The 23,993-nt window shown below is 69.1% G+C and carries 21 protein-coding genes and 1 pseudogene; 14 read left to right on the forward strand and 8 right to left on the reverse strand.

The window, feature by feature from the left end; translation table 11 throughout:
* Positions 1-41: 41 nt before the first annotated feature.
* Complete coding sequence (locus tag MFF56_RS27020) at positions 42-1,199, reverse strand: RNA-guided endonuclease InsQ/TnpB family protein (protein ID WP_308445284.1); 1,158 nt, start codon at positions 1,197-1,199, stop codon at positions 42-44.
* Here MFF56_RS27020 and tnpA point away from each other — a divergent pair.
* Positions 1,152-1,559 (forward strand): IS200/IS605 family transposase, encoded by a 408-nt coding sequence (tnpA, locus tag MFF56_RS27025; RefSeq protein ID WP_043378321.1) that lies wholly within the window; start codon positions 1,152-1,154, stop codon positions 1,557-1,559. The genes MFF56_RS27020 and tnpA overlap by 48 nt on opposite strands.
* A gap of 88 nt (positions 1,560-1,647) precedes the next feature.
* Here the strand turns inward: tnpA and MFF56_RS27030 are convergent, their stop codons facing one another.
* Both MFF56_RS27030 and MFF56_RS27035 read right to left on the reverse strand, forming a co-directional pair.
* Positions 1,648-2,919, reverse strand: a complete 1,272-nt coding sequence (locus tag MFF56_RS27030) for a glycosyltransferase (protein WP_043378323.1) — start codon at positions 2,917-2,919, stop codon at positions 1,648-1,650.
* 485 nt (positions 2,920-3,404) lie between these two features.
* A complete protein-coding gene (locus MFF56_RS27035) occupies positions 3,405-4,391 on the reverse strand; it encodes an AraC family transcriptional regulator (RefSeq protein WP_043378325.1) in 987 nt (328 codons plus the stop codon).
* A gap of 162 nt (positions 4,392-4,553) precedes the next feature.
* Between MFF56_RS27035 and MFF56_RS27040 the strand changes: the two genes are divergently transcribed.
* The 12 genes from MFF56_RS27040 to MFF56_RS27095 all read left to right on the forward strand — a co-directional run bounded on the left by MFF56_RS27040 (position 4,554) and on the right by MFF56_RS27095 (position 16,376).
* Complete coding sequence (locus MFF56_RS27040) at positions 4,554-5,243, forward strand: cytochrome b/b6 domain-containing protein (protein WP_051975891.1); 690 nt, start codon at positions 4,554-4,556, stop codon at positions 5,241-5,243.
* Positions 5,240-6,013, forward strand: coding sequence for a molybdopterin-dependent oxidoreductase (locus MFF56_RS27045; protein ID WP_043378328.1), 774 nt, complete (start codon positions 5,240-5,242; stop codon positions 6,011-6,013). The genes MFF56_RS27040 and MFF56_RS27045 overlap by 4 nt, the downstream gene beginning before the upstream one ends.
* Positions 6,010-6,540: a hypothetical protein gene (locus MFF56_RS27050; protein WP_043378331.1), complete on the forward strand. Its 531-nt coding sequence runs from the start codon at positions 6,010-6,012 to the stop codon at positions 6,538-6,540. Before MFF56_RS27045 ends, MFF56_RS27050 begins: the two co-directional genes overlap by 4 nt.
* 70 nt (positions 6,541-6,610) lie before the next feature.
* Complete coding sequence (locus tag MFF56_RS27055; RefSeq protein WP_238231791.1) at positions 6,611-7,303, forward strand: TIGR04282 family arsenosugar biosynthesis glycosyltransferase; 693 nt, start codon at positions 6,611-6,613, stop codon at positions 7,301-7,303.
* On the forward strand, positions 7,300-8,658 hold the full coding sequence (locus MFF56_RS27060; RefSeq protein WP_043378335.1) for an MptA/MptB family glycosyltransferase: 1,359 nt from the start codon (positions 7,300-7,302) through the stop codon (positions 8,656-8,658). Before MFF56_RS27055 ends, MFF56_RS27060 begins: the two co-directional genes overlap by 4 nt.
* Complete coding sequence (locus MFF56_RS27065; protein ID WP_043378338.1) at positions 8,655-9,707, forward strand: radical SAM protein; 1,053 nt, start codon at positions 8,655-8,657, stop codon at positions 9,705-9,707. Before MFF56_RS27060 ends, MFF56_RS27065 begins: the two co-directional genes overlap by 4 nt.
* A gap of 3 nt (positions 9,708-9,710) precedes the next feature.
* Entirely contained in the window at positions 9,711-10,409 is a 699-nt protein-coding gene (locus MFF56_RS27070; protein ID WP_043378343.1) for a glycosyltransferase family 2 protein, read from the forward strand.
* The gene (locus tag MFF56_RS27075) at positions 10,406-11,638 is read left to right on the forward strand and encodes a pyridoxal phosphate-dependent aminotransferase (protein WP_230365906.1); all 1,233 of its coding nucleotides are present in this window, start codon (positions 10,406-10,408) and stop codon (positions 11,636-11,638) included. The genes MFF56_RS27070 and MFF56_RS27075 overlap by 4 nt, the downstream gene beginning before the upstream one ends.
* A 239-nt stretch (positions 11,639-11,877) precedes the next feature.
* Positions 11,878-13,533 (forward strand): patatin-like phospholipase family protein, encoded by a 1,656-nt coding sequence (locus MFF56_RS27080; protein ID WP_210274612.1) that lies wholly within the window; start codon positions 11,878-11,880, stop codon positions 13,531-13,533.
* A 71-nt stretch (positions 13,534-13,604) separates the two neighbouring features.
* The gene (locus MFF56_RS27085; RefSeq protein ID WP_043378346.1) at positions 13,605-13,820 is read left to right on the forward strand and encodes a ferredoxin; all 216 of its coding nucleotides are present in this window, start codon (positions 13,605-13,607) and stop codon (positions 13,818-13,820) included.
* Positions 13,817-15,142 carry an NAD(P)/FAD-dependent oxidoreductase gene (locus MFF56_RS27090; RefSeq protein WP_043378349.1) on the forward strand — a complete coding sequence of 442 codons (1,326 nt, stop codon included), beginning with the start codon at positions 13,817-13,819 and terminating at the stop codon, positions 15,140-15,142. The genes MFF56_RS27085 and MFF56_RS27090 overlap by 4 nt, the downstream gene beginning before the upstream one ends.
* The gene (locus MFF56_RS27095; RefSeq protein WP_043378352.1) at positions 15,135-16,376 is read left to right on the forward strand and encodes a cytochrome P450; all 1,242 of its coding nucleotides are present in this window, start codon (positions 15,135-15,137) and stop codon (positions 16,374-16,376) included. The genes MFF56_RS27090 and MFF56_RS27095 overlap by 8 nt, the downstream gene beginning before the upstream one ends.
* 238 nt (positions 16,377-16,614) lie before the next feature.
* On the opposite strand, the gene MFF56_RS27100 is transcribed toward MFF56_RS27095, so the two are convergent.
* Positions 16,615-19,326, reverse strand: coding sequence for an MGH1-like glycoside hydrolase domain-containing protein (locus tag MFF56_RS27100; protein WP_043378355.1), 2,712 nt, complete (start codon positions 19,324-19,326; stop codon positions 16,615-16,617).
* An 11-nt stretch (positions 19,327-19,337) separates the two neighbouring features.
* Positions 19,338-21,275: an amylo-alpha-1,6-glucosidase gene (locus MFF56_RS27105; protein WP_051975920.1), complete on the reverse strand. Its 1,938-nt coding sequence runs from the start codon at positions 21,273-21,275 to the stop codon at positions 19,338-19,340.
* Between the two features lie 232 nt (positions 21,276-21,507).
* Here MFF56_RS27105 and MFF56_RS27110 point away from each other — a divergent pair, with 232 nt between their 5' ends.
* Complete coding sequence (locus MFF56_RS27110; RefSeq protein ID WP_043378358.1) at positions 21,508-21,771, forward strand: hypothetical protein; 264 nt, start codon at positions 21,508-21,510, stop codon at positions 21,769-21,771.
* Positions 21,772-21,907: 136 nt separating this feature from the next.
* On the opposite strand, the pseudogene MFF56_RS32175 reads toward MFF56_RS27110, so the two are convergent.
* The 3 genes and pseudogenes from MFF56_RS32175 to MFF56_RS27120 all read right to left on the reverse strand — a co-directional run.
* A pseudogene (locus MFF56_RS32175) lies at positions 21,908-22,006 on the reverse strand (zf-HC2 domain-containing protein); the annotation flags it as partial.
* A 26-nt stretch (positions 22,007-22,032) separates the two neighbouring features.
* Complete coding sequence (locus tag MFF56_RS27115; RefSeq protein ID WP_230365905.1) at positions 22,033-22,695, reverse strand: sigma-70 family RNA polymerase sigma factor; 663 nt, start codon at positions 22,693-22,695, stop codon at positions 22,033-22,035.
* Positions 22,682-23,254, reverse strand: a complete 573-nt coding sequence (locus tag MFF56_RS27120; RefSeq protein WP_043378364.1) for a chlorite dismutase family protein — start codon at positions 23,252-23,254, stop codon at positions 22,682-22,684. Before MFF56_RS27120 ends, MFF56_RS27115 begins: the two co-directional genes overlap by 14 nt.
* Positions 23,255-23,993 lie beyond the last annotated feature (739 nt).

The following is a 23,993-nucleotide window of genomic DNA, read 5'->3' on the forward strand; positions in this document are numbered from 1 at the left end:
CATCGCGCTGTCATGATGCACCTTCGTGATGTCTCCCCGACTTAAAAGCCGGGGCTTCCATGCCCGGACGGGCACGGCGTCTCACATCCGAGACGAGCGATATTCCGCGCGGCATTCTGGTCGCGCTCATGTTCTGATCCGCACTCGCCGCACGTCCACCGCCTGATGCTGAGACCGGCCAGCCCCGTGGGTCCACTGAGGCGCCCACAGAACGAACAGGTCCGTGTCGTGTTGGCTTCGTTCACCTCGGCGTAGGCGACCCCTGCGTGATCGCATTTGTACCGGAGCATGCCGCGTAGCGTAGACCATCCGGCGTCGAGCACGCTCTTCGCCATCCGGGTCTTCGTCATAGCCGAGGCCGACACGTCGCCGACCGTGATCTTGCGGGCGCGATCCACGAGCGCCCGAGAGAATTTGTGAAGCACATCCTTCCGCCGATTGGCGATCTTGGCGTGAATCGATTTGACCTGCCGCTTGCGCCTCTTGCGCTGCGCTTCGGCGAGCTTGGGTTCGAGGCAGCGATAGAACTGCGCCTGCTCAAGTCCTGTGCCGTCCGAGCACTTGGCGACGGACTTGAGCCCGAGATCGACGCCGATGTCATCGCGCCCGCGCCCCTGCGAACGGGGCACCTCGCACACGAGGTTGCAGTACCAACGGCCGCGCGCGTCTTGGCTGAAGTTGCCCGACTTGATCCGCCCCTCGACGGCGCGGTGCAGCCACAGGCGGAAGCGCTGGCCACGCAGGAGCACGGTTGTTCCGTCGAGGGCGATGTCTTGGTTCGTGAACGGCACCCACCCGAGCGCCCGCCTGGGCCCACGGCTCGCACGCCAGCGAAGCTTCGGACGGCGCGCAGCCTTCCGTTTTATGACGTACTGGTTGATCATCTCTTGCACGACCTGCGACGGAAGGCCGAGCAGCTTGCCACTGCCCTTGGTCAGAACGCGAAGCTGCTTCTTGGCCGCCCAGATCGGACCACGCTGTGCCGAGCGCATGCTGATCTCGTTAAAGTAGTTCCAGACCGTATTGACCGCATCGCCGAGCGCGATCAGCCGCTCGTCGCGTCCTTGACGCGGAAGCTGAAGGTCTTCAGAACCGTTTGGTCTGTAAGGGTGGTCACGCCCTTGACATAGGGCATCGAGACGGTTTGGTCTATGGAGCTTCGCACCGGGCGGCACGTCGTCTTCACCCTGCACGCCCACCTAGTGTTCACGACGAAGCGGCGGGGCAAGGTGCTGACCCGTGCGCACCTCGACCGGCTCCAAGCGATCTTCGCCAGCGTGTGTGCGGACTTCGAGGTCGAGTTGCGCGAGTTCAACGGCGAGCGGGACCACGTTCACCTGCTGGTGTTCTATCCGCCGAAGGTTCGGCTCTCGGAACTGGTCAACAGCTTGAAGGGAGTGTCGAGCCGCCTGCTGAAGAAGGAGTTCCCCGAGATCGCCTCGTTCTGGTCTGTCAGGAAGAGCCGAGGCGTGCTGTGGACACCGAGCTACTTCGCCGGGTCGGTGGGCGGCGCCCCGCTCTCGATCCTGAAGCAGTACATCGAGAACCAAGGTCGCTGATCGCGGCTGTCGCCGCGAGCGCGCCTACAACCTCTCCCTGAAAGAAGAGGGATTGGCGCGCGTTCCGCTAAGAGCGAAAGTCGAAACTCTACCCCGACACGTGGGTGAGAGCGTCGATGGCAGCTAGGATCTCGCGCCCTGGGTCCAGATCGGCGAAGGCCCGTGCCATCACACGAGCACGTTCGCGAAACCGCTGCTCCGTGAGCACCCTCTCGACGGCCCAACGCAAGGCGTCCACGGTCGGGCGGTTCGTCGCAAGATTCAAGCCGACGCCCGACCACTCGATCCGGGCTCCGACCTCGGCCTTGTCCTCGGTCAAGCCGGCGGAGACAATCGGAACGCCAGCGGCGAGAGCTTGTGAGACGCTTCCGTAGCCCCCGTTGGTTACCAGGAGATCGATTTTGGGGAGAAGCACGTCGAAAGGCAGAAAGGTGGCGACCCGGCCATTAGCCGGTATTTCACAGTGTATCTCCTCTACGGATCTCCCGCCAGTTGTTGCAACGATGAGAAGATCGTCGCGCCCCTCAAGCGCCTGGAGCGTCGGCTCAAGTAGTTCGCTGAAATCAGCGTTTGCGAGCGTGCCTTGTGTCACTAGGATGATGCTCTTGCCGCTCTCCAGATCCGGCCACCATTCCGGTACCGCGACCGCCATCGGCGTGGTCGGCAGCAGCCCGACAAAACGCAGTCCTGGAGGAAACGTACCGAAATCGTACTCGAACTCGCGGACGCTCGGCTGCAGGAATGCGTCGGGCAGTATCGCGAGCGATTGGGTCAACGAGGCTGGCAAAGGTCGCGCGCCGAGCCGGGCCAGGCGGGCGTCGGTGAGGGCGCGAACCGGTCGGACGAATGAGGCATCGAGACCCACCTTCAATGCGGCGTAGCGAGCACGCTCGATGTCGTCCCGGGCCGGGAGCAGCCCCATGCCGACCGGCGCATCGTCGGGACGGTCGAGGAACAGAAAGCTGATGTTGAGTACGATGATCGGAGGCCGGCACGTCGTCGCATCGAGAAGAAGCGGCAAGATCCCAAGAAACAGGCTGCCTGCCACGATCACATCCGGAGCCTCCGTCCGGATCGTCTCGCGCAGAACCGCGGCTTGCGTCGCCATCGGTTCGATGAAGCGGTGCTCGAATTCGTGCGTCCACCGCACCGGTCCAGGCGGCAGGTGCGGCTCCAGATAGGTCGCCGCACCCCTGTCTTCGTAAGCTGTGAGGCGCAAACCCGAAGATTCGACCTTCTGCCGAAACGAAGGATCGGTCACCACCAAGACGGTGTCGCCGCGCCTGGCCAGCAGTCGTCCCACAGCCAACAGGGGGTTGACGTGGCCCGTAAGGGGGCTGGCTGCAATCAAAACTTTCATGCCGACATCCGGCGCAATCCTCGATCAGGGTTAGTCACATTTATTTCGCGTGTGTCGCTCGGTCCGTTACCAGCGGTTCCGCAAGTATCGGCTGGCGCCTTCGCAATCGGCGTTGCGAAGTTCGGCCAAGGTGATGCGAACTCGCTCCTGCGGGGGAACCAGGAAGCCGCACCGCGTCCGTCGCTGGTCGGACGGCACGTGAAACAAGCCTTGTTCCATCGCATGTCAGGCGATCACCTCGAATGTGGCGCCTCATGCACGTGCGGCCGCCGCGCACGTCGCAACGGTGCCGCTCGCCATAGGACTGCGACCGATCTGAAATTGTCGACACGGGATATGCGGCGCAGCACCTGTTTTGGACGATAACGCACGCCAGTCCGCTTCCATGCCTGCCTTCGATCCGCAAAATCGAGCGGGAAATCGCGAAGATGGTAGGCTCGATGTCGTCGTCGCATGGGCTGCCGGTTCTCCAGGCCAGCGCGCGCTCAATCTTCGCCCGTGACATCCTGTGCGGAGTCGAAGGTCGCGTTGGATCCGGGTTCGATGGCCTTGGCCGCGTCCGCGCATCGACCGCGGTATGCGCTCGGATCGACGCCGTAGGCCGCCTTGAAGGCATGCGAGAAGTAGCTTCGACTGGTGTAGCCCACACTTGCGGCGATGACCTTCACGGGCATGGGCGACGTCGTCAGCAACTGTGCCGCGAGGCGCAGGCGGACCCGGTGCAGGTACTCGATGGGCCCCTCGCCGAAGATGGCGGAGAACCGCTCGGCGAACGCGGACCGGCTCATCCCGCAGAGTGCAGCGAGACTATCGACCGTGTGGGAGGCGCCGGGTGCGTCGAGGACCGCCGCGACGGCGCGCATGAGCCGCGGATCCCGCAGCGCCGCGAAGATTGGCGAACTGGTACCCCGCTCCTTCAGGTGAACCCGCAGCAGAATGGCGAGGCACTGCCTCATCAGCGCGCTCGTCACCTCCTGCGTGCCGAGTCCGGGCTGGACCAACTCCTCGATCATGAAGGCGAAGGCGTGCCGCAGTCGGTCGTTGCCCGACAGGTCCTCGATCAATGCGCCCTGCAGGCGGTCGAAGAGGCCGAGCGCGCCGGCGTAACTGGCCGAGATCGCGCCGCAAGCCACGAGGATGTCGCGACTGCCGTCGCCGGCCGTCAGCGCGACGAGGCCGTCGGGAAGCACCCTGAGCGCATCTCGAGCTGTAACCGTGTGCATGGCCCCGGCGAAACCGAGGGAGTGAGGAACGCCGCGCGGCGGAATCACCATGCTGTTCGGCCCGAAGGCCACGGGCTCCTGGTCGCCGACGACGATAGTCCCGGTGCCTGACAAGACATAATGGACGAGCAGGGCGTCAGCGATGCCCTGCTTCCGCAATCGCCACCCCGATTGAATCTCGCAGAATGCGAAGGCATGAACCCTCACCGTCAAAGTCGATAGTAATTTGACTAATACATGATCTGACATGTGTGCCGACCGAATCAAAGCGCAACGGATTTAAACGATATCGTGCCGGAAGACGAAATGAATTAGGAGTTGTAGCATGATACAACAAACCACACCCGTGAAGCACGCACGCAGCATAAGCCACGCTGGGATGCTCGACGTCCTTCCACGCGATCACGGTTCATGTCCGTGTTGAGAGGCAACCCTGGAACTGCGCCGACGCAGTCCACAGCTGTGCCTCGCCGGCTGCATCCCTGGCCGGTACGGGTCATGCACTGGACGAACGCCGCGGCGATGGTGGTGCTGATCGGGTCCGGCTGGGGCATCTACGACGATTCCGTCATCATCCACGGCATCTATTTCCCCAAGTCGGCCCGGATCGGATCCTGGGCGGCCGAGAGCCTGCTCTGGCACTTCGCCGCCATGTGGGTGCTGGTCGCCAACGGCGCCGCCTATCTCGTCTACGGCGTCGCGACCGGGCGCCTGCGCGAGCGCCTCCTGCCGATCCGTCCGCGCGAAATCGTGCAGACCGTCCGCGACACGTTGCGGCTCAAGCTCGCGCACGAGGACCTCACGACCTACAACGCCGTCCAGAAGATCCTCTACATCGTCGCCATCCTGGCCGGCATCGGCCAGGTCGTCAGCGGCCTGGCCATCTGGAAGCCGGTCCAGTTCTCCGGGCTCGTCGCGCTGCTCGGCGGGTTCCAGGGCGCGCGCCTCGTCCACTTCGCCGGCATGGCGGTGCTGGTCGGCTTCCTCGTCGTTCACGTCGTGCTGTCCCTGCTCGTGCCGCGAACGCTGTGGGCGATGCTGACCGGCGGCCCCGTACGCCGCCCGGCCCTCCCTGCCACGGCGCGGGAGGCGACGCGATGAGGTCGCCGTTCCGCCCCCTCAAGGTGCCGGATCCCGGCATCCTCGACGACCACCGCGCTTTGGTCCGGAGGATCGAGCGTCGCGGCCTCCTGCGGGGCGGCCTGTCGCTCGGCGCGCTCACGATGTTGACCGGCTGCGACGTGACGGACACGAGCGCGGTCGGGCGGGCGCTCCGTGCCATGTCCGACTTCAACGACGGCGTCCAGGCCGCCCTTTTCGATCCCCGAAAGCTCGCGCCCGAGTATCCGGGGTCCCAGGTGCTGAAGCCGCCGCGCTTCAACGCCTACTACGACGTCGAGGACGTCAAGCCGATCGACGGCGACGCGTGGCGGCTGGAACTCGCCGGGTTGATCTCCGACAAGCGGCCCTGGACGCGCCGCCGGATCGCGGAGCTGCCCGAGCGCGAGATCATCATTCGCCACGTCTGCGTCGAGGGCTGGGACTACATCGGGCAGTGGTCGGGCGTACCGCTCCGGGCGTTCCTGGAGCGCGTCGGCGCCGACCTCACCGCCAAGTACGTCGCCTTCAAGACGGCGGACGACTACCCGAGCAGCATCGACATGGCGACCGCGCTGCACCCCCAGACACTGCTCGCGACCAGATACGCCCGCGAAGAATTGCCTGACCCGTATGGATACCCGCTGCGCCTGCGCATGGCGGTCAAGCTCGGCTACAAGAATCCGAAGTGGATCACGGTCATCGAAGTCACCAACACCTACCCCGGCGGATACTGGGAGAGCCGCGGCTTCGGCTGGTTCGCAGGCCTATGAGCGTCCGCGCGATCCGGTGCGCCGTCGGCACCTGCCTGCTCACGCTGGCGCTCTCCGCATCGGCGCAGGCGCAGACGCCGGGCCCCTCCCCGGCCCCCGACCACATGCCGAAGCCCGGCATGACCGCGCCCGAGATGGCGGGTCGCGCGGCGGACCGGTTTCCGCAGCCGGTGCGCGTCGGCGACCTCGCCGGCCGCCTCCTGCTCCGGCCGGAGGAGTCCCAGTCCGTCCTCGGCCGCGTCACGGGGCTCGTGCGCCGCGGCGACGGCGCGGGCGAGATGGCCGTGCGCCTCGACGGTGCGTTGGGGCTGGGCTGGCTAGGCCTGCGAGCGGTCGCCTGGAGCGGATTCGGGTCCCGGCTCGTGGCCGTGCCGGTGGAGGCGGTGGCGCTCCTGGGCGAGCACGTCGCCCTCATGGGCCTGACGCCCGAGCGCCTGCGCGCGCTGCCGACCTTCACGCCCGGTTCCGCCACCGAGATACCGCCGGACGAGACGATCCGCCTCGGGATCGTCCGCCCCTTCCATTGACCACGCGGGAGCCTTCTACATGGCACGAGGACCGACCTCCGGACCGGCCCCCACCTGCGCGATCGGGGTGATGGCGAAAGCGCCGCGAAGCGGGCGCTCCAAGACGCGGCTGTGCCCGCCGCTGACCCTCGACGACGCAGCGGCTCTGAGCGCCGCCTTCCTGCGCGACACGACCGCCAACATCCAAGAGGCGGCCCGCGCCGCGCCGATTGCCGCCTACGCGGCTTTCGCGCCGCCGGGCGCGGAGGCTCTGGTGATCCCCCATCTTGCGCGGGGAACCGACCTCGTCCTGGCGGATGGAAGCGTCACAACCGCGGCGCAGGTCGAGGGCTTCGGCCGTTGCCTGCTGCAGGCCGTCCAGGGCATGCTGGCGCACGGTCACGCGGCGGCCTGCGTGCTGAGCTCCGACATCCCGACCCTGCCGACGCGGCTCCTGATCCAGGCGGCCCGGATCCTGCTCGAACCGGGCGAGCGGGGCGTGTTCGGCGCCTGCGACGACGGCGGCTACTACATCCTCGGCCTCAAGCAGGCCCATGCCCGCCTGTTCGCCGACATCGCCTGGAGCACCGACACCGTCGCCGAAGCGACCCGCGCCCGGGCGCGCGAGATCGGCCTCGATCTCGTCGAGCTGGAGCCCTGGTACGACGTCGACGACGCGGCCTCGCTCGCGCGGCTCGCCGCCGACAGGACCGGCTACGCGGCCCCGGCGACGCGCTCGGTCCTGGCGCGGCTCGCGCGCGCGTCGGAGTTGGTGCCGGCATGATCCGGCTTCTCGCCAGCCCCGCTCATCGGCTCGCGGCCCTCGGCCTCCTGCTTCTGGCCGTCACTGTCGGCGCGCTGGCGATCCAGGTGCCGGGCGCCGACACCGTCGGCGCGGCGCCCCAATCCAACGCCTTCATCGGCGTGGTCGCGGTCGGCCTCGCGGTCTACCTCCTCGCCGTGCGCCTCGTGTTGCGGGAGCGGCTGCCGCGCGCGGCCCTATGGACGATCCTCGGCATCGCCGTGCTGCTGCGGGCCGCTTTGCTGCCGGCGCTGCCGTTCCTGTCGACCGACATCTACCGCTACGTCTGGGACGGGCAGGTCCAGGCCGCCGGAATCAACCCCTACCGCTACATCCCGGCCGACCCCGCCCTCGAGCGGCTGCGCGACCCGGCGGTCTACCCGCTGATCAACCGCAAGGACTACGCTCGTACGATTTACCCGCCCGCGGCGCAGCTGGTCTTCGCCGCCGTCGGGCAGGTATCGCACAGCGTCACCGGGATGAAGCTGGCGATGTTGGGTTTCGAGGCCCTGGGCATGCTGGCCATGCTCGCGGTTCTGCGCGGCGCCGGCTTGCCTTCGGCCCGCATCCTGATCTACGCCTGGAATCCGCTGGCCCTGTGGTCCTTCGCGCGCGACGGGCACGTCGATGCCGTGGCGATCGGCCTCCTCGGCATCGCGTTGCTGGCCCGCACCCGTCGTCGGTACGGGCTCGCGGGCGCGCTCCTGGGCGCGGCGACGCTGGTGAAGGTTCTGCCTGTCGCGGTCGCGCCCGCCTTCGTCCGTGGAGGCCGGCTGTGGCGGCCTATGCTCGCCGGGGTGGCCGTGATCGCCGTCCTGTACCTGCCCTACCTCGCTGCCGGCCCGAACGTGTTCGGTTTCGCCGGCGGCTACGGGGCCGAGGAGGGCTACGACACCGGCGTGGGCTACTGGCTGCTCGCCGGTCTCGGGCATCTCGGGCTCAGCCCCCCGAGCCTGCTGCGGACCTACCTGGTCTGCGCCGGACTGACGCTCGCCGCCCTCGCGCTCCGGATCGCCTTCGGCCCGAACCGGCAGACCGCGCCCGACGCGGTCGCGCTGTGCCGCGATGCCGGGCTCCTCGCAGCCCTCACCACCTGCGCGGCGAGCCCACACTACGCTTGGTACTATCCCTGGCTGGCGCTGCCCGCGGTGGTCGCGCCGGCCCCGGCCCTGATCTGGCTCGGCTCGGCGCCGATCCTGTTCCTGATCGACCCGTTCGACGACCGCTTCCTGTGGCCGTCGCTGGTCTTCGTCCCGGCCCTCTTCCTAGCCGCCCGCTCCCTGCGGCAGGCCTGCACCGCACCCCTCTCCGCTCTCCCGGAAGGAACCGCACCATGACGGCCTCAGCCGCAGTGAAGGACCCGCGCCGCTACTTCGAGGCGGTCGGCCCCGACCGCGCCTCCGAGGCCTTGGCGCCGCCGGTCTGCCTCTATCTGGAGGTCACGAACCGCTGCAACCTGCTGTGCGAGACCTGCCCGCGCACCTTCGAGACCCTGGAGCCCCCGGCCGACATGAGCTGGGCGCTGTTCAGCCGGATCGTCGACCAGGTTCCGGACGTCGCCCGGGTCGTGCTCCACGGGGTCGGCGAGCCGATGCTGGTGAAGGACCTGCCGCGGATGGTCCGCTACCTCAAGGACCGCGGCACCTACGTCCTGTTCAACACCAACGGCACCCTGATGCAGCCGAGGCGCTTTCAGGAGCTGATCGATACCGGGCTCGACGAGCTGCGCGTCTCCCTCGATGCCGCCGACCGGGCCTCGTACCGCCGGGTGCGGGGCAAGGACTTCTTCGACCGCATCGTGCGCGACGTCGGCAAGTTCGTCGCGTTCCAGAAGGCGACCGGCGCCGCGACCCCCCGGGTCTCGCTCTGGCTCACGGGCCTCAAGGAGACCGTGGACCAGCTCCCGACCTTCGTGCGGCTCGCCGCCGAGATGGGCGTGACCGAGGTGCACCTGCAGCGCCTCGTCTTCGACGAGGCCGGGTACGGTATGGCCCGCGCCGACCTGTCGCTGTTCGAGAGCACCCAGGCGGCGGAGGCCGCCGCCATCGCCGAGGCCGAGGCCATCGGCCGTTCGCTAGGGGTGACGCTCGACGCCTCGGGCGCGACCGAGCCCGGAATCAGCCTGAAGCGTCAGGAGGACCGCGCCTGGGCCACCTGTCGGCGACCCTGGTCCCTGATGTACGTCACCGCCCACGGTCGGGCGCTGCCCTGCTGCATCGCGCCGTTCTCGGTGCGCGGCTATTCCAACTACACGCTGGGCGACGCCACGCAGGCCACGCTCCGGGAGATCTGGAACGGCGCGGCCTATCGCGACTTCCGGACGTCGCTCCTCTCCGACGTGCCGCCCGCCCCGTGCCGGAACTGCGGCCTGCGCTGGAGTCTCTGAGCGATGCATCCGGTCAGCATCGTCATCCCGACCCTGAACGAGGCCGAAGCGATCGGCGCGGTGATCCGCGAGATCCCGCCGGCCTACGCGGCGGACGTCGTCGTCGCCGACAGCGGCTCGACCGACGGGACGCAGGACGTCGCCCGGGCCGCGGGCGCCCGGGTGATCGAGGCCGGACGCGGCTACGGCCGGGCCTGCGCGCTCGGGGCGGCCGCGGCCGATCCGGCCTCGCGCGTGATCGTCTATCTCGACGGCGACGGCGCGGATCGCGGCGACCTGATCGACCGGATCGCCGGGCCGGTGCTCGCCGGCCGCCACGACCTCGTCCTCGCCTCGCGCACGCTGGGCAGCCGCGAGCCCGGATCGATGCTCTGGCACCAAGTGCTCGCCGGCCGGCTCGCCGGCCTCGGCATCGGCCTACGCTACGGCGTCCGATACACCGACATGTGCGCCTACCGCGCCATCGACCGCGCCGTGCTGCGGGCCCTCGCCCTGCGCGAGCCGACCTACGGCTGGAACATCGAGATGCAGATGCAGGCCGCGCGAGCCGGCCTGCGCATCCGCGAGGTGCCTATGCCCTACCGGCGCCGGTTGGGCGGATCCTCGAAGGTCGCGGGTTCGCTCGGTGGGACGATGCGGGCCGCCGCTCGGATCGGCGCGACCTACCTGCGCGTCGCCGCCGGCTCGGAGCGGCGCGCGTGAGGCCGGCGATGGCGCTCAAGGACGACGCTGCACCGGGCCTTTGGGCCGGCGCCCGGACGGAGGCGCCCGGCCCCGATACGGACCACGGGATCGCGCCCGCAGGGTCGTTCGCGCTGGCGGCGTACCTGGATCGCTGGTCGGCCTGCGCGCATCACGACCTCGCCGCCTCGGACTCGGAGCCGCTGTCGCTCGCCGCCTTGCTGCGCCTTGCCGGCCCGGAGGATCGTCGGCGCTGGCGGAGGGCCGACCTCGGCTACGCCGACCCGCGCGGCGCCTCCTGGCTGCGCGCCACGATCGCCGGCTGCTACCGCCGGCTCGCTGCCGACGACGTGCTGGTCAGCGCAGGGGCGCAGGAAGCAGTGGCCTGCGTGCTGAGTGCGCTGCTCGGTCCGGCCGATCACGCGGTGGTGGTGGTGCCGATCTACCAACCCTCGGAGCTCGTCGTGTCGCGGCTGTGCGCGGCCGATGGCGTCGCCCTCCGACCGGAACCGGCCTGGACCCTCGATCTCGACGGGCTGGTCGCCGCCATCCGGCCGAACACGCGGCTGGTGCTGATGAATTTTCCCAACAGCCCGACCGGCGCGTCGCTGGATCGAACGACTCTGGAGAGGCTGGTCGACCTCTGTCGCCGACACGGGCTCTGGCTCGTCAACGACGAGGTCTATCGCCAGACGGACCTCGACCCGGGCCGAGCCGTCCCACCCGTCGTCGACGTGTACGAGCGCGGGATCTCCATCAACGGGTTGTCGAAGGGCTTCGGGCTTCCGGGCCTGCGCGTCGGCTGGGCCGCCTGTCGCGACCGCGGGGCGCTCGACCGCGTCCTCGCGGTCAAGAGCCTGCTGTCGAGCTGCCTCGCCGGACCGAGCGAGATCCTGGCGCAGGTCGCGCTGCGGGCCGAGCAGCGCCTGACCGGCCGCGCCCGCGCGATCGGGCGGCGCAACCACCACCGTCTGCGTGCTCTGCTCGATCGCTACCCGAACCTGTTCGATCCGGAAGAACCGACGAATCTCGCCTTCGCCTGCCCCCGCTTCCGTGGGCGAGAGGGTGCGACCGAGTTCTCGAAGGCTCTCGCGTCCGAGGACGGCGTCCTCGTGCTGCCCTCCGCGTTGTGGCACTCGGCGCTGGCGCCGGTCCCCACGGACCGCCTGCGCCTCGGCCTCGGTCGCGTCGGCAGCGGCGCGGCGCTCGGGATCCTCGGGGATCATCTGCAGCGGCGCGCCGGCCGATGAGTGCCGAGATCGGACGCGACCGGAGCATCGAGCACCCCGGTTCCGTTCCTCCGGGCGCGGCCCCAGCCGCTTCCCCGAGGCTCACCGGGCTCGGCGGCCTATCCGCACCACCCACGGAGGCCGAACGCCTCGGCGCCTGCGACGTGGCGCCCGTCCCTGCCGCCCGGGCTTCGGGGCGCACGGAGATTCCGTTTCTTGCCCCCCTCGACGGAGACGCCGACGTCGCGATCCGGGCGCGGATGACCTCCGTCGCCGTCGCCGGAGGGCGGACGCTGTTCGAGGAGGGGGACGAGGCCGACGCCCTCTACACGCTCGTGAGCGGCGCGGTCGGCCTCTCGATCCGCGACCCGCGCGACGGCAGCGTGCGCCGCCTCATCCGACTCGCCCCTCCGGATACCGTGGGCGAACTCGCCCTGCTCACCGGCGAGCCGCGCTCGGTCACGGCAACGGCCCTGCGCGATACGCACCTCCTGCGGCTCTCCCGCGCGTCGTTCGAGGATCTGATCGCCGCCCATCCCGGGACGCTGCTCTATTTCGCCCGGATCCTGGCCGCGCGGCTGCGCACCGCCCATACGGGCGTGACCCTGAGCCATGCGCCGCGGAGCTTCGCCGTCCTGGCGGTGACCGAGGGCCTCAAGGCGACGGCCTTCGGCGAGCGGCTGGCGCAGGCCCTCGATGCCGCGCTGCCGGGGCGGACCGGCTGCCTCTCCGAATGGCCCCCCGAGGCCGACGAGGCGTGGTTCCACCGCTACGAGCAAACGCACGACCGCACGGTCTTCGTCGCCCACCAGATCGACTGCCCCTGGTGCCGGCTCTGCCTGCGCCACGCCGACCACGTCCTGTTGCTGGCCGAGCCAGGCGCGCCGCCACGGCCCGGCGCCGCGGACTATCTCGCTTCGATCCGCTCCGACTGGATCCGCATGGACCTCGCCGTGGCGCAGCCCGCCGAGGCGCGCCTGCCGCGCCCTCTGCATCCCGACGTCGCCGCGCTGCCCTTCTCCCTGCGGCTCCAGGTTCGCGAGAACCACGGTGGCGACTTCGCCCGGCTTGCCCGGATCGCGTCCGGCCATGCCCGCGCCCTCGTCCTCGGCGGCGGCGGCGCCCGCGGCCTCGCCCATCTCGGCGTTCTGCGGGCGCTCGGCGAGGCCGGGCTCGACATCGATCTCGTCGGCGGCACCAGCATGGGCTCGATCCTGGCCGCCAGCGTCGCCCTTGACTGGAGCCTCGACGCGATCGAGACCCACACGGTGGCTTCCTTCGTCGGACGCAACCCCCTCGACGACTACACCCTGCCGTTCCACGCCCTGACGCGCGGGGCCAAGGTGGATGCGGGGTTGGCCGAGCGGTTCGGCGATGCCCGCGTCGAGGATCTCTGGCGCCCGTTCTTCTGCGTGTCCTCGAACCTCACGACCGGCACCGCAATGGTCCACTGGGCGGGCCCCCTCGACCGGGCGATCCGCGCCAGCATCGCCATTCCCGGCCTGCTGCCCCCGGTGGCGAGTGCGGACGGCATCCTCGTGGACGGCGGCATGATGAACAACCTGCCTGCCGACGTGATGGCCGATCTCGACCGCGGGCCGGTTCTCGCCGTGGATGTCGGCAGCGACGCCGCCTTCCAGGTCATGCCGCGGCAGGGCCGGAGCGCGCAGGCGTTCCGGCGCCTCCTCGGCATCTCGGACCAGCTCCCCGGCATCGCGCACCTGCTCCTGCGCTCCGCGATGGTGTCGAGCGACGCCCAGACCATGGCGGCCGTCACCCGGGCTGCGGTCCTGCTCAAGCCCTCCTTGGCCGGGGTCGATCTGCGGGCGTGGTCGAGCTTCGAGACGACGGCCGAACTCGGCTATCGCTGCGCCCGGGAAGCGCTGGAGTCGGGCCGCCTGGGAGCCTGGACATGAGCCGCTCCGATGTTCGGGCAGGCGCAGATCCCGACCGACCGGTCATCCGCACATCTCTTCGGAGCCCCTGAATGCGTGTCGTGGTCGATCTCAACCGCTGCCAGAGCTACGCGCAGTGCTGCTACGCCGCCCCTGAGCATTTCGAGGTGCGCGGTCACGAGATCCTGTTCTACGATCCGGCGCCGCCCGAGGCGAAGAGGTCGCAGGTCGAGCGGGCGCAGCAGGCCTGCCCCGTCCGGGCCATCGCGATCGAGCCCGCCGGACTCGCCGAGGGTGACGAGCCGTGACGGACGGGCAGCGACCGGGCATCGTCGTGGTAGGCGCCTCCCTCGCCGGCCTGCGGGGCGCGGAGGCGTTGCGGGACGGCGGCTATGACGGCCCTCTGACCCTGGTCGGGGACGAGCCGCACCGGCCCTACGACCGGCCGCCTCTGTCCAAGCACGTCCTGGCGGGCGAGCTTCACCCCGACGCGACCGCACTTCCGCAACTCACCCGTCTGCGCGCGCAGTGGCGGCTCGGCCTGCCGGCCGTCGCCCTGGACCGGGACCGCCGGGTGGTGCGCCTCGCCGACGGCGCGACGCTTCCCTACGAGACGCTCCTGATCGCCACCGGCGCCAGGGCGCGGCCATGGCCCGGAGAAGGCGCCGATCTCGCCGGGATCTTCACGATCCGGACCCTGGAGGATGCCCGCTCCCTGCGGAGCGCGCTGGCGCTGCGGCCGAGCCGCGTCCTCATCGTCGGCGCCGGCCTGATCGGCTGCGAGGCCGCCTCCTGCTGCCGCGATCTCGGCCTGGCGGTGACGCTCGTCGATCCCAACCCGACGCCGCTCGCCCGCCTCCTCGGGACGGTGATCGGGGCCACACTCGCCGGGCGGATGCGGGCTTCCGGAGTGGACCTCCGCCCGAACGTCAAGGTGGTGGCCTTCTCCGGCGAGGATGGACAAGTCCGCCGCGCCCACTTGGCGGGTGGCGCGGACATCGCGACGGATCTCGTCATCGTCGCCCTCGGCGCGACGCGCGACACGGGTTGGCTCGCCGCGGCCGCCCTCGTCGCCGACCCGGGAGGCCTGACCTGCGACGCGGCCTGCCGCGCCCTGACCACGACGGGGGAGCCCGATCCCGCCATCTACGCGGCCGGCGATGTCGCGCGCTGGCCGAACCCACTCACCGGCGGCCGCTTGGTGACCGTCGAGCATTGGGGCAACGCGGTGGACCAGGCCCGGCACGCGGCGGCGAACATGCTTGCTCCGCCCACGGGCCAGGTCGAATACCAGCACGTGCCTTCCTTCTGGTCGAGCCAGTTCGGTCTCAACATCAAGCTCGCCGGCCTGACCGAGGGGGCGGAGGCGCTCGCGATCGTCCAGGGATCGCGGGCCTCGCACCGGTTCCTCGCCGTCTATGGCCGGGCCGGGCGAACCGTCGCGGCCCTCTCCTTCGATCAGGCACGCTGGCTTCCCGCCTATGCCGAGGCCGTGGCTGACGGGGCGGCCTTCCCGCCGATCCTCGGCGCCACCGACCAGCCGCGGATCGAGACCCTGGAGCCCGGCTTTCCCAGCCCGCGGCGATCCTCCGGCCGATCGGTTACGGCTCTGGAGACGGCCCATGCCTGACGAGACGCTGTTCGCGCAGGTTCTCGATCCGAGAAACAGGGCGAACCCCTATCCCCTCTACGCGCGCTTGCGCGAGACGCCCGTGTCCCGGCAGGCGGACGGCAGCTACGTCGTCAGCACCCATGCCGCGCTGAAGAGCCTGATTTTCGATCCCCGGCTGAGCTCGGAAGACCTGCCGCCCTCGCGGCGACCCAGAACGGGCAACCCTCTGAAGGACTGGATCCTCAACCCGATCCGGAATCGGGTGGTCAACGGCCATCGCCCGCTGATCTTCCGCGATCCGCCCGACCACGACACCCTGCGCGGTTTCGTGATGAAGGAGTTCACGATCGCCCGGGTGCGGGAATCTCACGCCAAGGTTGCGAAGCTCGTGGATGCCCTGATCGACAAGTGCCACGGCCGCGACACTGTCTGCTTGGTGGAGGACCTGTCCTATCCGCTGCCGGTGGCCGTCATCTGCGAGCTGCTCGGCGTGCCCGAGGCCGATGAGGCGCAATTCCACGTCTGGGCGATCCGCCTCGCGACGGCCCTGGAGCCCGACGTGCGCCACGACGAGGCGGGGCGGCGGGAGATCGCCGCAACCTTCGACGCGATCTCCGACTACATGCGTCGGCTGATCCGCGAGAAGCGCCGCCATCCGGCCGACGACATGCTCAGCGGGCTCGCCGCCCACGGTGGCCGGGGCAGCGCGGCCATGGGCGACATAGACCTGATCTCGACGGCGATCCTGCTCCTCGTCGCGGGTCACGAGACGACGGTGAATCTCATCACCAACAGCATGCTCACACTGCTCAGGCATCCGGAGGAGCTGCGAAAGCTGAAGGCCGACCCCGAGCGGGCACCCCGCGTGATCGAGGAGATGCTGCGCTACGAGCCCCCCGTCCATTTCCGCACCCGCAAGGCGCTCGGCGCCATCGCGGTGGCGGGAACGACGATCCCGCCGGGATCGTCGGTGGTGCTGCTCTTTGCGGCCGGAAACCGCGACCCGGCGCGGTTCGAGCAACCGGACCGGTTCGATCCGGACCGGACGGACAACCAGCATTTCGGGTTCGGCGGTGGCCTCCATTACTGCGTGGGCGCGCCCCTCGCGCGGATCGAGGCCGAGATCGCCCTTGTCACGCTCTGCCGGCGCCTCATCGCACCGAGGCTCCTGGACGACCCGCCGCCTTACCGACCGGGCGCTTCCCTCCGCGGTCCACAGCACCTCGGCATCGCCATAGCGGGGATCGCGTGATCCTACAGGCGCGAACGGTTATGAGACGATGGCGAGAGCCAAGCGCGGTCGTCTTGCGGAGCGGGGTACGTCAGCTCTGGACTTGCGTCGGTCTGGATGCTGCTCGTCGTTACGTCTGGATCGAGGAGCCGGGAGCGGTCCTCCTTCATCTGCGCGCCGAACCAGCCGGCGATGGACGACTTCAGCGACGCGGTGTCTCCCCCGCAGGATAAGACACCGGAGCCGGGGGGCCCGATCGTCAGGACGGGATGGCGCGGGTGATCGGCAGTGCGGTGAGGCGCCCGGGCCTCAGGAGCAGTGCTACGAGGCCTGTCCAGCCCGTCTGATGCATCGCGCCGAGCCCTGCGCCGGTATCGCCGTGGAAGTACTCGTGAAACGGGATGCAGTCGCACACATGCGGATCGTCGGCGAGAGCGCCATAGGAGGCGAGCACCGGCCGGCGTCCATCTGGCCCGCGCAGGAATAGCCTGCAGAGGCGCTCGCTCAACTCGTCGGCGATCTCGGGCAGGCTGAGATAACGGCCGGAGCCGGTCGGGCACTCGAAGCGGGTGTCGTCGCCATAGAACGTCCCGAAGCGGTCGAGCGCCTCGATGAGGAGGATGTTAATCGGCATCCAGACCGGACCGCGCCAATTCGAGTTGCCCCCGAACGTGGCGGTCGTCGATTCCGCTGGTTCGTAGTCGACGGAGTAGCGGGCACCGCTCCAATCGAGAACGAACGGGTGCTCGGCATGCGCCTTCGACAGAGAGCGAATACCGTGGTCGGAGAAGAGCTCGGTCTCGTCGAGCATCCGCGCCAGAAGCGCCTTCATGCGGTGCCGGCGCAGCAGCGAGAGCAGCATCCGGTCGCCGCCCGGGCCGGGCGGCGGTCCCTCACCCTCGCCTTGGCTCCAGTGCGAGACCAAGGCGGCGAGGTCGGGACGGTTACGCAGCATCCACTCGGCCCGGCGCGCGAAGCCGGGGAATCGGTCGCGCAAGGAAATGTCGAGCACCTCGACGGCGCAAAGCGGGATCAACCCGACCAGCGAGCGGACGCGCAACGGCAGCATCTTGCCGTCGGGCAGGTTCAGCACGTCGTAGAAGAATTCATCCGCCTCATCCCAGAGGCCGACCCCGCTGCCGCCGATGTCGGTCATCGCCTCGGCAATGTAGAGGAAGTGCTCGAAGAACTTGGTCGCGATGTCCTCGTAGACCGGGTCCTCGGCGGCCAGTTCAAGGGCGATCCGCATCAGGTTGAGCGTGTACATCGCCATCCAGGCGGTGCCGTCGGCCTGGTCGATGGTGCCGCCGGTGGGCAGCGGCGCCGAGCGGTCGAAGATGCCGATGTTATCCAGTCCGAGGAAGCCGCCCTGGAAGACGTTGCGCCCGTCCGCGTCCTTCCGGTTCACCCACCAGGTGAAGTTCAGCATCAGCTTGTGGAACACCCGCTCCAGGAATGTCCGGTCGGGTCGCCCGGTGAGCGCGGCGTCCATCTGGTAGACGCGCAACGCCGCCCAGGCATGAACCGGCGGGTTCACGTCGCCGAAGGCCCACTCGTAGGCCGGCAGCTGGCCGTTGGGGTGCATGTACCACTCGCGCGTCAGCAGCACGAGTTGGCCCTTGGCGAATTCTGGGTCAATCAGCGCGAAGGTCACGCAGTGGAAGGCGAGGTCCCAGGCCGCGTACCAGGGGTATTCCCAGGTGTCGGGCATCGAGACGATGTCGGCGTTGTTGAGGTGCGCCCACTCGCTGTCGCGTCCGTGTCGCCGCTCCGCTGGGGGCTCCGGCTGCGTCGGATCGCCCATCAGCCAGCGGCGCACGTCGAAGTGGTAGAATTGCTTCGACCAGAGCATGCCGGCCAGGGCCTGGCGCTGGACGAGGCGTGCGTCGGGGTCCGTCATGTCGCGTTGAAGGGCGGCGTAGAAGGCGTCGGCCTCCGCGACCCGACGCGCGAACACCGCCTCGAAACCCGCGTCGTCGAGACCCGGCGCGTCGGCCGGGGACAACCGGTAGCGCAAGACGATCGTCTCGCCGGCCATCAGCGTGTGGCGGCTCAGCGCCGCGCACTTGGTGCCCTCGTGGAGCGGGTTCACCCGCGTGCGGGTTCCCGCCACCACATCGTCGTTGATCGCGTCCTTGGGGTGGTACGATCCGCTCACGCCGAACAGGCGAGCAGTGTTGGTCTCGTTCTCGCAGAACAGGAACTCGGCCGGCTGTAGGGCCCTGAACAGCCGACAGGGACCCGCGGCGCGGGTCGCCTCGACGCTTGGCCCCTCGACGAGCCGGAGGAGCGGCCGCTTCGGATCCTCGCGCCACGACCACGTGTTGCGCGACCACAGATGGGGCAGGACGTGGATTTCGGCCGCTTCCGGCCCGCGATTGACGACCGAGACCCGCATCAGCACGTCGTCGGGGGCGGCCTTGGCGTACTCGACCGTGACGTCGAAGCAGCGGTTCTCCGCCAGTACACCGGTGTCGGCGAGCTCGTACTCGGGCATGTCGCGGCCCTTGCGCCGTCGGTTCTCGGCCACGAGCTCGGCGTAGGGAAACGCCGCGTGCGGGTACCTGTAGAGCATCCGCATGTACGAGTGCGTCGGCGTGCCGTCGAGGAGCCAGTAGAGTTCCTTCATGTCTTCGCCGTGGTTGCCCTCCTCGTTGGTCAAGCCGAACATCCGCTCCTTGAGGATTGGGTCCCGCCCGTTCCAGAGGGCCAGCGCGAGACACCAGAGCTGCTTGTCGTCGCTGAACCCGGCGATGCCGTCCTCGCCCCAGCGGTAGGCCCGCGAGCGCGCGTGATCATGGGGCAGGTAGTCCCAGGCGGTGCCGTCCCGGCTGTAATCCTCGCGGACCGTCCCCCATTGCCGCTCGGCGAGATACGGTCCCCAGCGGTGCCACCCGTCCGCGGCACAGGCCCGAAGACGGCGTCCTTCCTCGGTCTCGAACAGGTGGGATGCGTTCGGGCCCTCAGGCATTGCGGTCTCCCTCAGAACGCTTTGAGGCCGAGCATCCGGCGCAGGCGGATATATTCGCCAAGCGACCAGGCCTGGAACGGGCAGCCGCCGGGTCGATAGGGCGCATCGCCGTCGGCGACTTCGCTGACATGACCGAGGCCGGCCTCGCCGAGGTGCTGCTCCAGCGGCGGCAGAAAGCGAGCCCGCCCCTCCGTCAGGGCCGCCTCGCTGCGGCCGCGGACCGAGAGCCACGCGTCGACGAAGGGACCGAGCAGCCAGGGCCAGACCGTGCCCTGGTGGTACGCACCGTCTCGCGTCCGCGCGTCGCCCCCGTAATGACCGGCATAGGCGGGATCGTCCGGCGACAGGGTGCGCAGGCCGAGCGGCGTCAGAAGCCTGTGCTCGACCGCATCGACGACGGATTTGGCGAGCTCCCCAGTCAGGAGCGGAAACGGGAGACCGCCGACGCAGAAGATCTGGTTCGGACGCACCGCCGCATCGTGCGTGCCGGGGACGTGGTCGACATCGACGACGTCGAATAAGCCACCCACCGGGTTTGGAAATTTCTGCGCGAAGCTCGCTCGCGCCGCGGTCTCGGCCTCGGAGAAGCGCGGCTCCCACAGCGTCGCCGCGATGTGGAGGGCGTTGATCCAGAGGGCCTGGATCTCGACCGGCTTGCCGATACGGGGCGTGACCACCCAATCGCCGACCTTGGCGTCCATCCACGTGAGTTGCCATCCGGGCTGACCGGCCGCGATCAGACCATCCGCATCGGCCCGGATGCCGAAACGGGTACCGGCAGCGTAGCCATCGAGGATCGCGAGGCAGGCTGTACGCAGAGCTGGCTCGGACTGGACGGAGCGCCCAACCAGCCTGCAGGCTGCCAAGAAGTCGTACACGCTGACCACGTACCAGAGCGAGGCGTCGACGGAATTGTATTCCGGTACCTCGCCGGAATCCGGGAAACGGTTGGGCATCATGCCCTCGCTGACGACGCCCGCCCAGGCTCTGAGGATGCTCTCCGCGGTGTCGAGTTCGCCGGTCGCCAGCAGCAGGCCGCGCAGCGCGATGAAGGTGTCACGCCCCCAATCCGTAAACCAGGGGAAGCCTGCCACCAGGGTACTGCCCCGTCCTCGATCAACCCGGTAGCTCAGGGCACTTCGGCGAAGATCCGGACCGGCCCGCGTCGCGCGCGCCGCGGCGATCATCCGGTCAGCCAAGGCTCGGACGCGGACCGGCCCGCTCTCGCCAGCGCGTAGCAGCATCAGCCCGGGCTCGGGCCCCGCGAGATCGAAGCGAAAGCTGCCGGGCGCGGCGAGATCCTCGACGCAGTCGAGTCCCCGCGCCCGCTCCGCCGCGTAGAGGAACTGGCGATACCAGTCCGGTTCATGTCGATAGGTGCCCGTGGTCAGGGCGGAGATCGCCGGTCGATCCGGATAGGGATGCCACGTGACGCAGGTTCCGGTCTCCGCGCCGCCGATTTGTGGCTTGAAGTCGAAAGCGGGATTTGCGGTTTGCAGGCTGTGATAGTCCCGTCCCGAGAGCAGCGGGACGACGACGAGCGTGCAAGGACCAGCGCCTGAGATCCGCCGCCATCGCAGCAGCGTGTCGCAGGCATCGGGATCAACCAAGATCTCCTGGGTGATCTCGGTGCCATCCGGCAGGCCGAATGTCCATGACGGCCAGGGCTCGTGAGTGAAGCTCGTAATTCGCTCAAAACCGCGCGGATGGATCACGTCCGGCAGGTAGCGCTGGGCGCTGAGATCGGTGTGTCCGGCCGCGGTCTCGATCCAGGCCTCGATGCCGTTGACGAGCACCGTCCGCCCGGTCGGCGGATTCGCCGCCGTGAGCAGGAGCGCGTGGTAGCGGCGTGTCCGGACGCCCGAAACGGTGCCCGAGGCGAAACCGCCGAGCCCGTCGGCCTCCAGCCACTCGAACGCCTCGCCCGGCAGGGGTATCGCGTCAGGCATCCCGGTGTCCCGCTCCGTCCGCGCGGCATCCGGCGTGCGCAGCCGCACGCGGATCCGGCCTCCTGCAGGCACTCAGGATCATGGCGCGATCGACGCGCCGCGGAGAACCTCGATGTTCGATCCAGCCCGCGCCCTTCCTCCGATCGTCGGCGCGATCGCGGCCTTCTTCAGCCTGATGGTCGTCGCCTTCGTCTGAACGCTTCCCGCTCCAAACCACGTAGGGACAAAGATCATGACCCGCCCCGCTTTCGCCGCCATCGCTCTCATCACCTTCGCTGCGTTCCCGGTCAGTGCCGCGCCGGTCGACCATTTGCCGGCCGCGGTCGGCTCGGCATCGACGATGCCACAGGCGCTGTTCCGCCAAGTGACGTCGAACGGTACGACGAAGCCGGGGGGCTCGGCCCTCGACGGGCGCAGTGGGACCACCGCGGCGCTCGACCGGAAGAGTCGCGCTCTGCACAACCTGATCGCGACCTCGATCTGTACCGGTTGCTGACCGGCGCTCACCGCGATGCCTCCCGCAGGGCCGCCACGAGTTCGTCCTCGCGGGCGGCGTCGAGGGGCGGAGGCGGGAGCCGGCCGAGAGCGTCGCGCGTGAGCGCGATCTGCCGCACGAAACGCCGGCAATTCCTGCAGGTCGCGAGATGAAGCCGGATGCGCCATCGAACGCGTCCGGACACCTCCGCGTCCACGAACGCGCCTGCCTGCTCCGCCGCCTCTCGACACCGCATCCGATCATCCTCGCCCGTTCCGCTCGTCACGCTCGCGCCGCGTCGCGGGTCAACGCCTCGAACACCCGTCGGATCTTCAGCCTCGCTCGATCGAGCAGCACGCGCTGACGCGCCTCGCCGAGGCCGAGCAACTCCTCCGTCTCGCGCGGGCCGAAACCCTCGATGTCGCGATGCCGGATCACGGCGGCCTCGTCCGGCGGCAGAGCGGCGATGGCCGCCTCGACCGCTTGCCAGACCTGCCGCCCCGCGAGCCCGCGCTCCAAGTCGATCTCGCTCCAGTGCCAGGGCGCCTCACGCCAGTGGCCGTCGGCGAGGAAGGCATCGGCGTCGAAACCGGATCCCTCGTCCTCGTCATGCCGTGGCGTGAGTTCCGCGAAGGTCGCGGTGCGCCTGGCGGAGACCGAGGCCTTGCGCGCGATGTTCAGGACGATCCCGGTCAGCCACGTGCGCAGCGACGAGCGCGCCTCGAATCCCGCGATGTTGCGCATCACCGCGATCCAGGCCTCCTGCACCGCCTCCTCCGCCGCCTCCCGCGTCAGGTGTGCGCCACGGGCGATCGCCACGAGCCGCACGTGATAGCGCCGCACGAGGATCCGGAAAGCGGCCTCCTCGCCGAGCCGAAGCCGCGGAAGCAGCAGGTCGTCGCTCGGTTCCAGATCGGCCGTCATCACCGGATCAGCCTGGCGCATCACGGGTCAACCTGATGTCGACCTCGCGCTCGACGAAGGTCCACTCGCGGGTAGCGCGTAGCGCTGCGACGAGCGCCTCGAAGGCTACCTCGTGCTCCGGCGGGAACTCGAACCACGTCAGGAAATCGAACGGCTCGCCGAGGTCACGACTGTGGTGGAGTCGCCGTGCGATCGCCGGCAGGTAGCCGAGGCCGATGCTCGTGTGGTGCGAGGTTTCCTCGAAGATCGCCCGGCGCTCGTCCTGAGCCAGCTCCCACCAGCGCGCCGACTTCCTGATCGGGATCAGGGCGGCCCGCGTCGCCGAAGGTCGATCGAGAGGTGGCTGCACGGCGCGTAGCCGCTGCGCCTCGTTGCTGGTTGTATAGCGCAGATTGCTCACCACCCCGCGCAAGCGCCAGATCGTGCCGGTCGAAGGACCGGTCCGCTGTCCCATGTTGCCGATCGGAAGGCTGACGGAAAGGCGGGTTGCGCTGGGCAGACGCTCCCCAAGCGGCGACTCCGCGCGCGTCACCCGCCAAGGGCCTGCATCGCCACCCGCGAACTCGATCAGGTCGATCATTCCGCCATCCTCTCGGTAAAGGCCGCTTCGCTTGCAAGGCTCGCCGCGTTACACAGTCGAAGGCAGTCAACATCTTCCCCGCCCTGAAGGACGAGGATTTTCGGAGACCGTGAGATCTCGTGCAGTTGACGCTTCATAGGGCCGCTGATGCAAACCCTCCACGTTGAGCAAAGGTGTGTTCCATCTCCGACGAATATCAAACGCCGCGTTCGTGTCGGCAAGAACGTGGCGAGAAGGATAGGTCGGAGAAGGTTTCATTTGTCGAGGCACCATTTCTATCGGGTGGGCCAGATCCTGTGTTTCGTGCCGATCCGCAGCGGCGATGATCGGGCCCTTGCCTGCGGCGAGGCGGGCAGTGTACGCGGCGCGTCGTCTGGGACTGCGCCCTCGACCGGGACTTGTCACCCGGCCGAGTGGGCTGCTTGAGGGGGTGAAACAGCCGGGAGACCGATAGGAGCACCTGATGCATTCCACACCGCAATCCGGATAGCCAAGAAACTCGTGGGCTCGTCACCCGGTGCAACGCCGGATGGGACGCACCGGGCCGTACGCGCCCATGAAGGGAGCGCATCAGGTCATGGCTTATCGGATCGGCTAAGGTCCGCGCGCTCGCTCCGCCCGTCGACGCAGACTTCGACCACCGCGATCCTGGTCCCGTTCCGTAGGATCGACGGTGGAAGGTTCGCGAAGACGCCGGCGTCGAAAGATCGGTCGACGACCCGCTCATCGGCCTTCCGCG

It is taken from the genome of Methylobacterium hispanicum (assembly GCF_022179285.1).
GTDB classification, from domain to species: domain Bacteria; phylum Pseudomonadota; class Alphaproteobacteria; order Rhizobiales; family Beijerinckiaceae; genus Methylobacterium; species Methylobacterium hispanicum.

Bases quoted from the DNA above. Each gene is read 5' to 3' on its own strand.
- tnpA (WP_043378321.1), top strand. From the start codon at position 1,152: ATGGAGCTTCGCACCGGGCGGCACGTCGTCTTCACCCTGCACGCCCAC.
- MFF56_RS27030 (WP_043378323.1), bottom strand. From the start codon at position 2,919: ATGAAAGTTTTGATTGCAGCCAGCCCCCTTACGGGCCACGTCAACCCC.
- MFF56_RS27035 (WP_043378325.1), bottom strand. From the start codon at position 4,391: ATGTCAGATCATGTATTAGTCAAATTACTATCGACTTTGACGGTGAGG.
- MFF56_RS27040 (WP_051975891.1), top strand. From the start codon at position 4,554: ATGTCCGTGTTGAGAGGCAACCCTGGAACTGCGCCGACGCAGTCCACA.
- MFF56_RS27045 (WP_043378328.1), top strand. From the start codon at position 5,240: ATGAGGTCGCCGTTCCGCCCCCTCAAGGTGCCGGATCCCGGCATCCTC.
- MFF56_RS27050 (WP_043378331.1), top strand. From the start codon at position 6,010: ATGAGCGTCCGCGCGATCCGGTGCGCCGTCGGCACCTGCCTGCTCACG.
- MFF56_RS27055 (WP_238231791.1), top strand. From the start codon at position 6,611: ATGGCGAAAGCGCCGCGAAGCGGGCGCTCCAAGACGCGGCTGTGCCCG.
- MFF56_RS27060 (WP_043378335.1), top strand. From the start codon at position 7,300: ATGATCCGGCTTCTCGCCAGCCCCGCTCATCGGCTCGCGGCCCTCGGC.
- MFF56_RS27065 (WP_043378338.1), top strand. From the start codon at position 8,655: ATGACGGCCTCAGCCGCAGTGAAGGACCCGCGCCGCTACTTCGAGGCG.
- MFF56_RS27070 (WP_043378343.1), top strand. From the start codon at position 9,711: ATGCATCCGGTCAGCATCGTCATCCCGACCCTGAACGAGGCCGAAGCG.
- MFF56_RS27080 (WP_210274612.1), top strand. From the start codon at position 11,878: ATGACCTCCGTCGCCGTCGCCGGAGGGCGGACGCTGTTCGAGGAGGGG.
- MFF56_RS27085 (WP_043378346.1), top strand. From the start codon at position 13,605: ATGCGTGTCGTGGTCGATCTCAACCGCTGCCAGAGCTACGCGCAGTGC.
- MFF56_RS27095 (WP_043378352.1), top strand. From the start codon at position 15,135: ATGCCTGACGAGACGCTGTTCGCGCAGGTTCTCGATCCGAGAAACAGG.
- MFF56_RS27100 (WP_043378355.1), bottom strand. From the start codon at position 19,326: ATGCCTGAGGGCCCGAACGCATCCCACCTGTTCGAGACCGAGGAAGGA.
- MFF56_RS27105 (WP_051975920.1), bottom strand. From the start codon at position 21,275: ATGCCTGACGCGATACCCCTGCCGGGCGAGGCGTTCGAGTGGCTGGAG.
- MFF56_RS27110 (WP_043378358.1), top strand. From the start codon at position 21,508: ATGACCCGCCCCGCTTTCGCCGCCATCGCTCTCATCACCTTCGCTGCG.
- MFF56_RS27115 (WP_230365905.1), bottom strand. From the start codon at position 22,695: ATGCGCCAGGCTGATCCGGTGATGACGGCCGATCTGGAACCGAGCGAC.
- MFF56_RS27120 (WP_043378364.1), bottom strand. From the start codon at position 23,254: ATGATCGACCTGATCGAGTTCGCGGGTGGCGATGCAGGCCCTTGGCGG.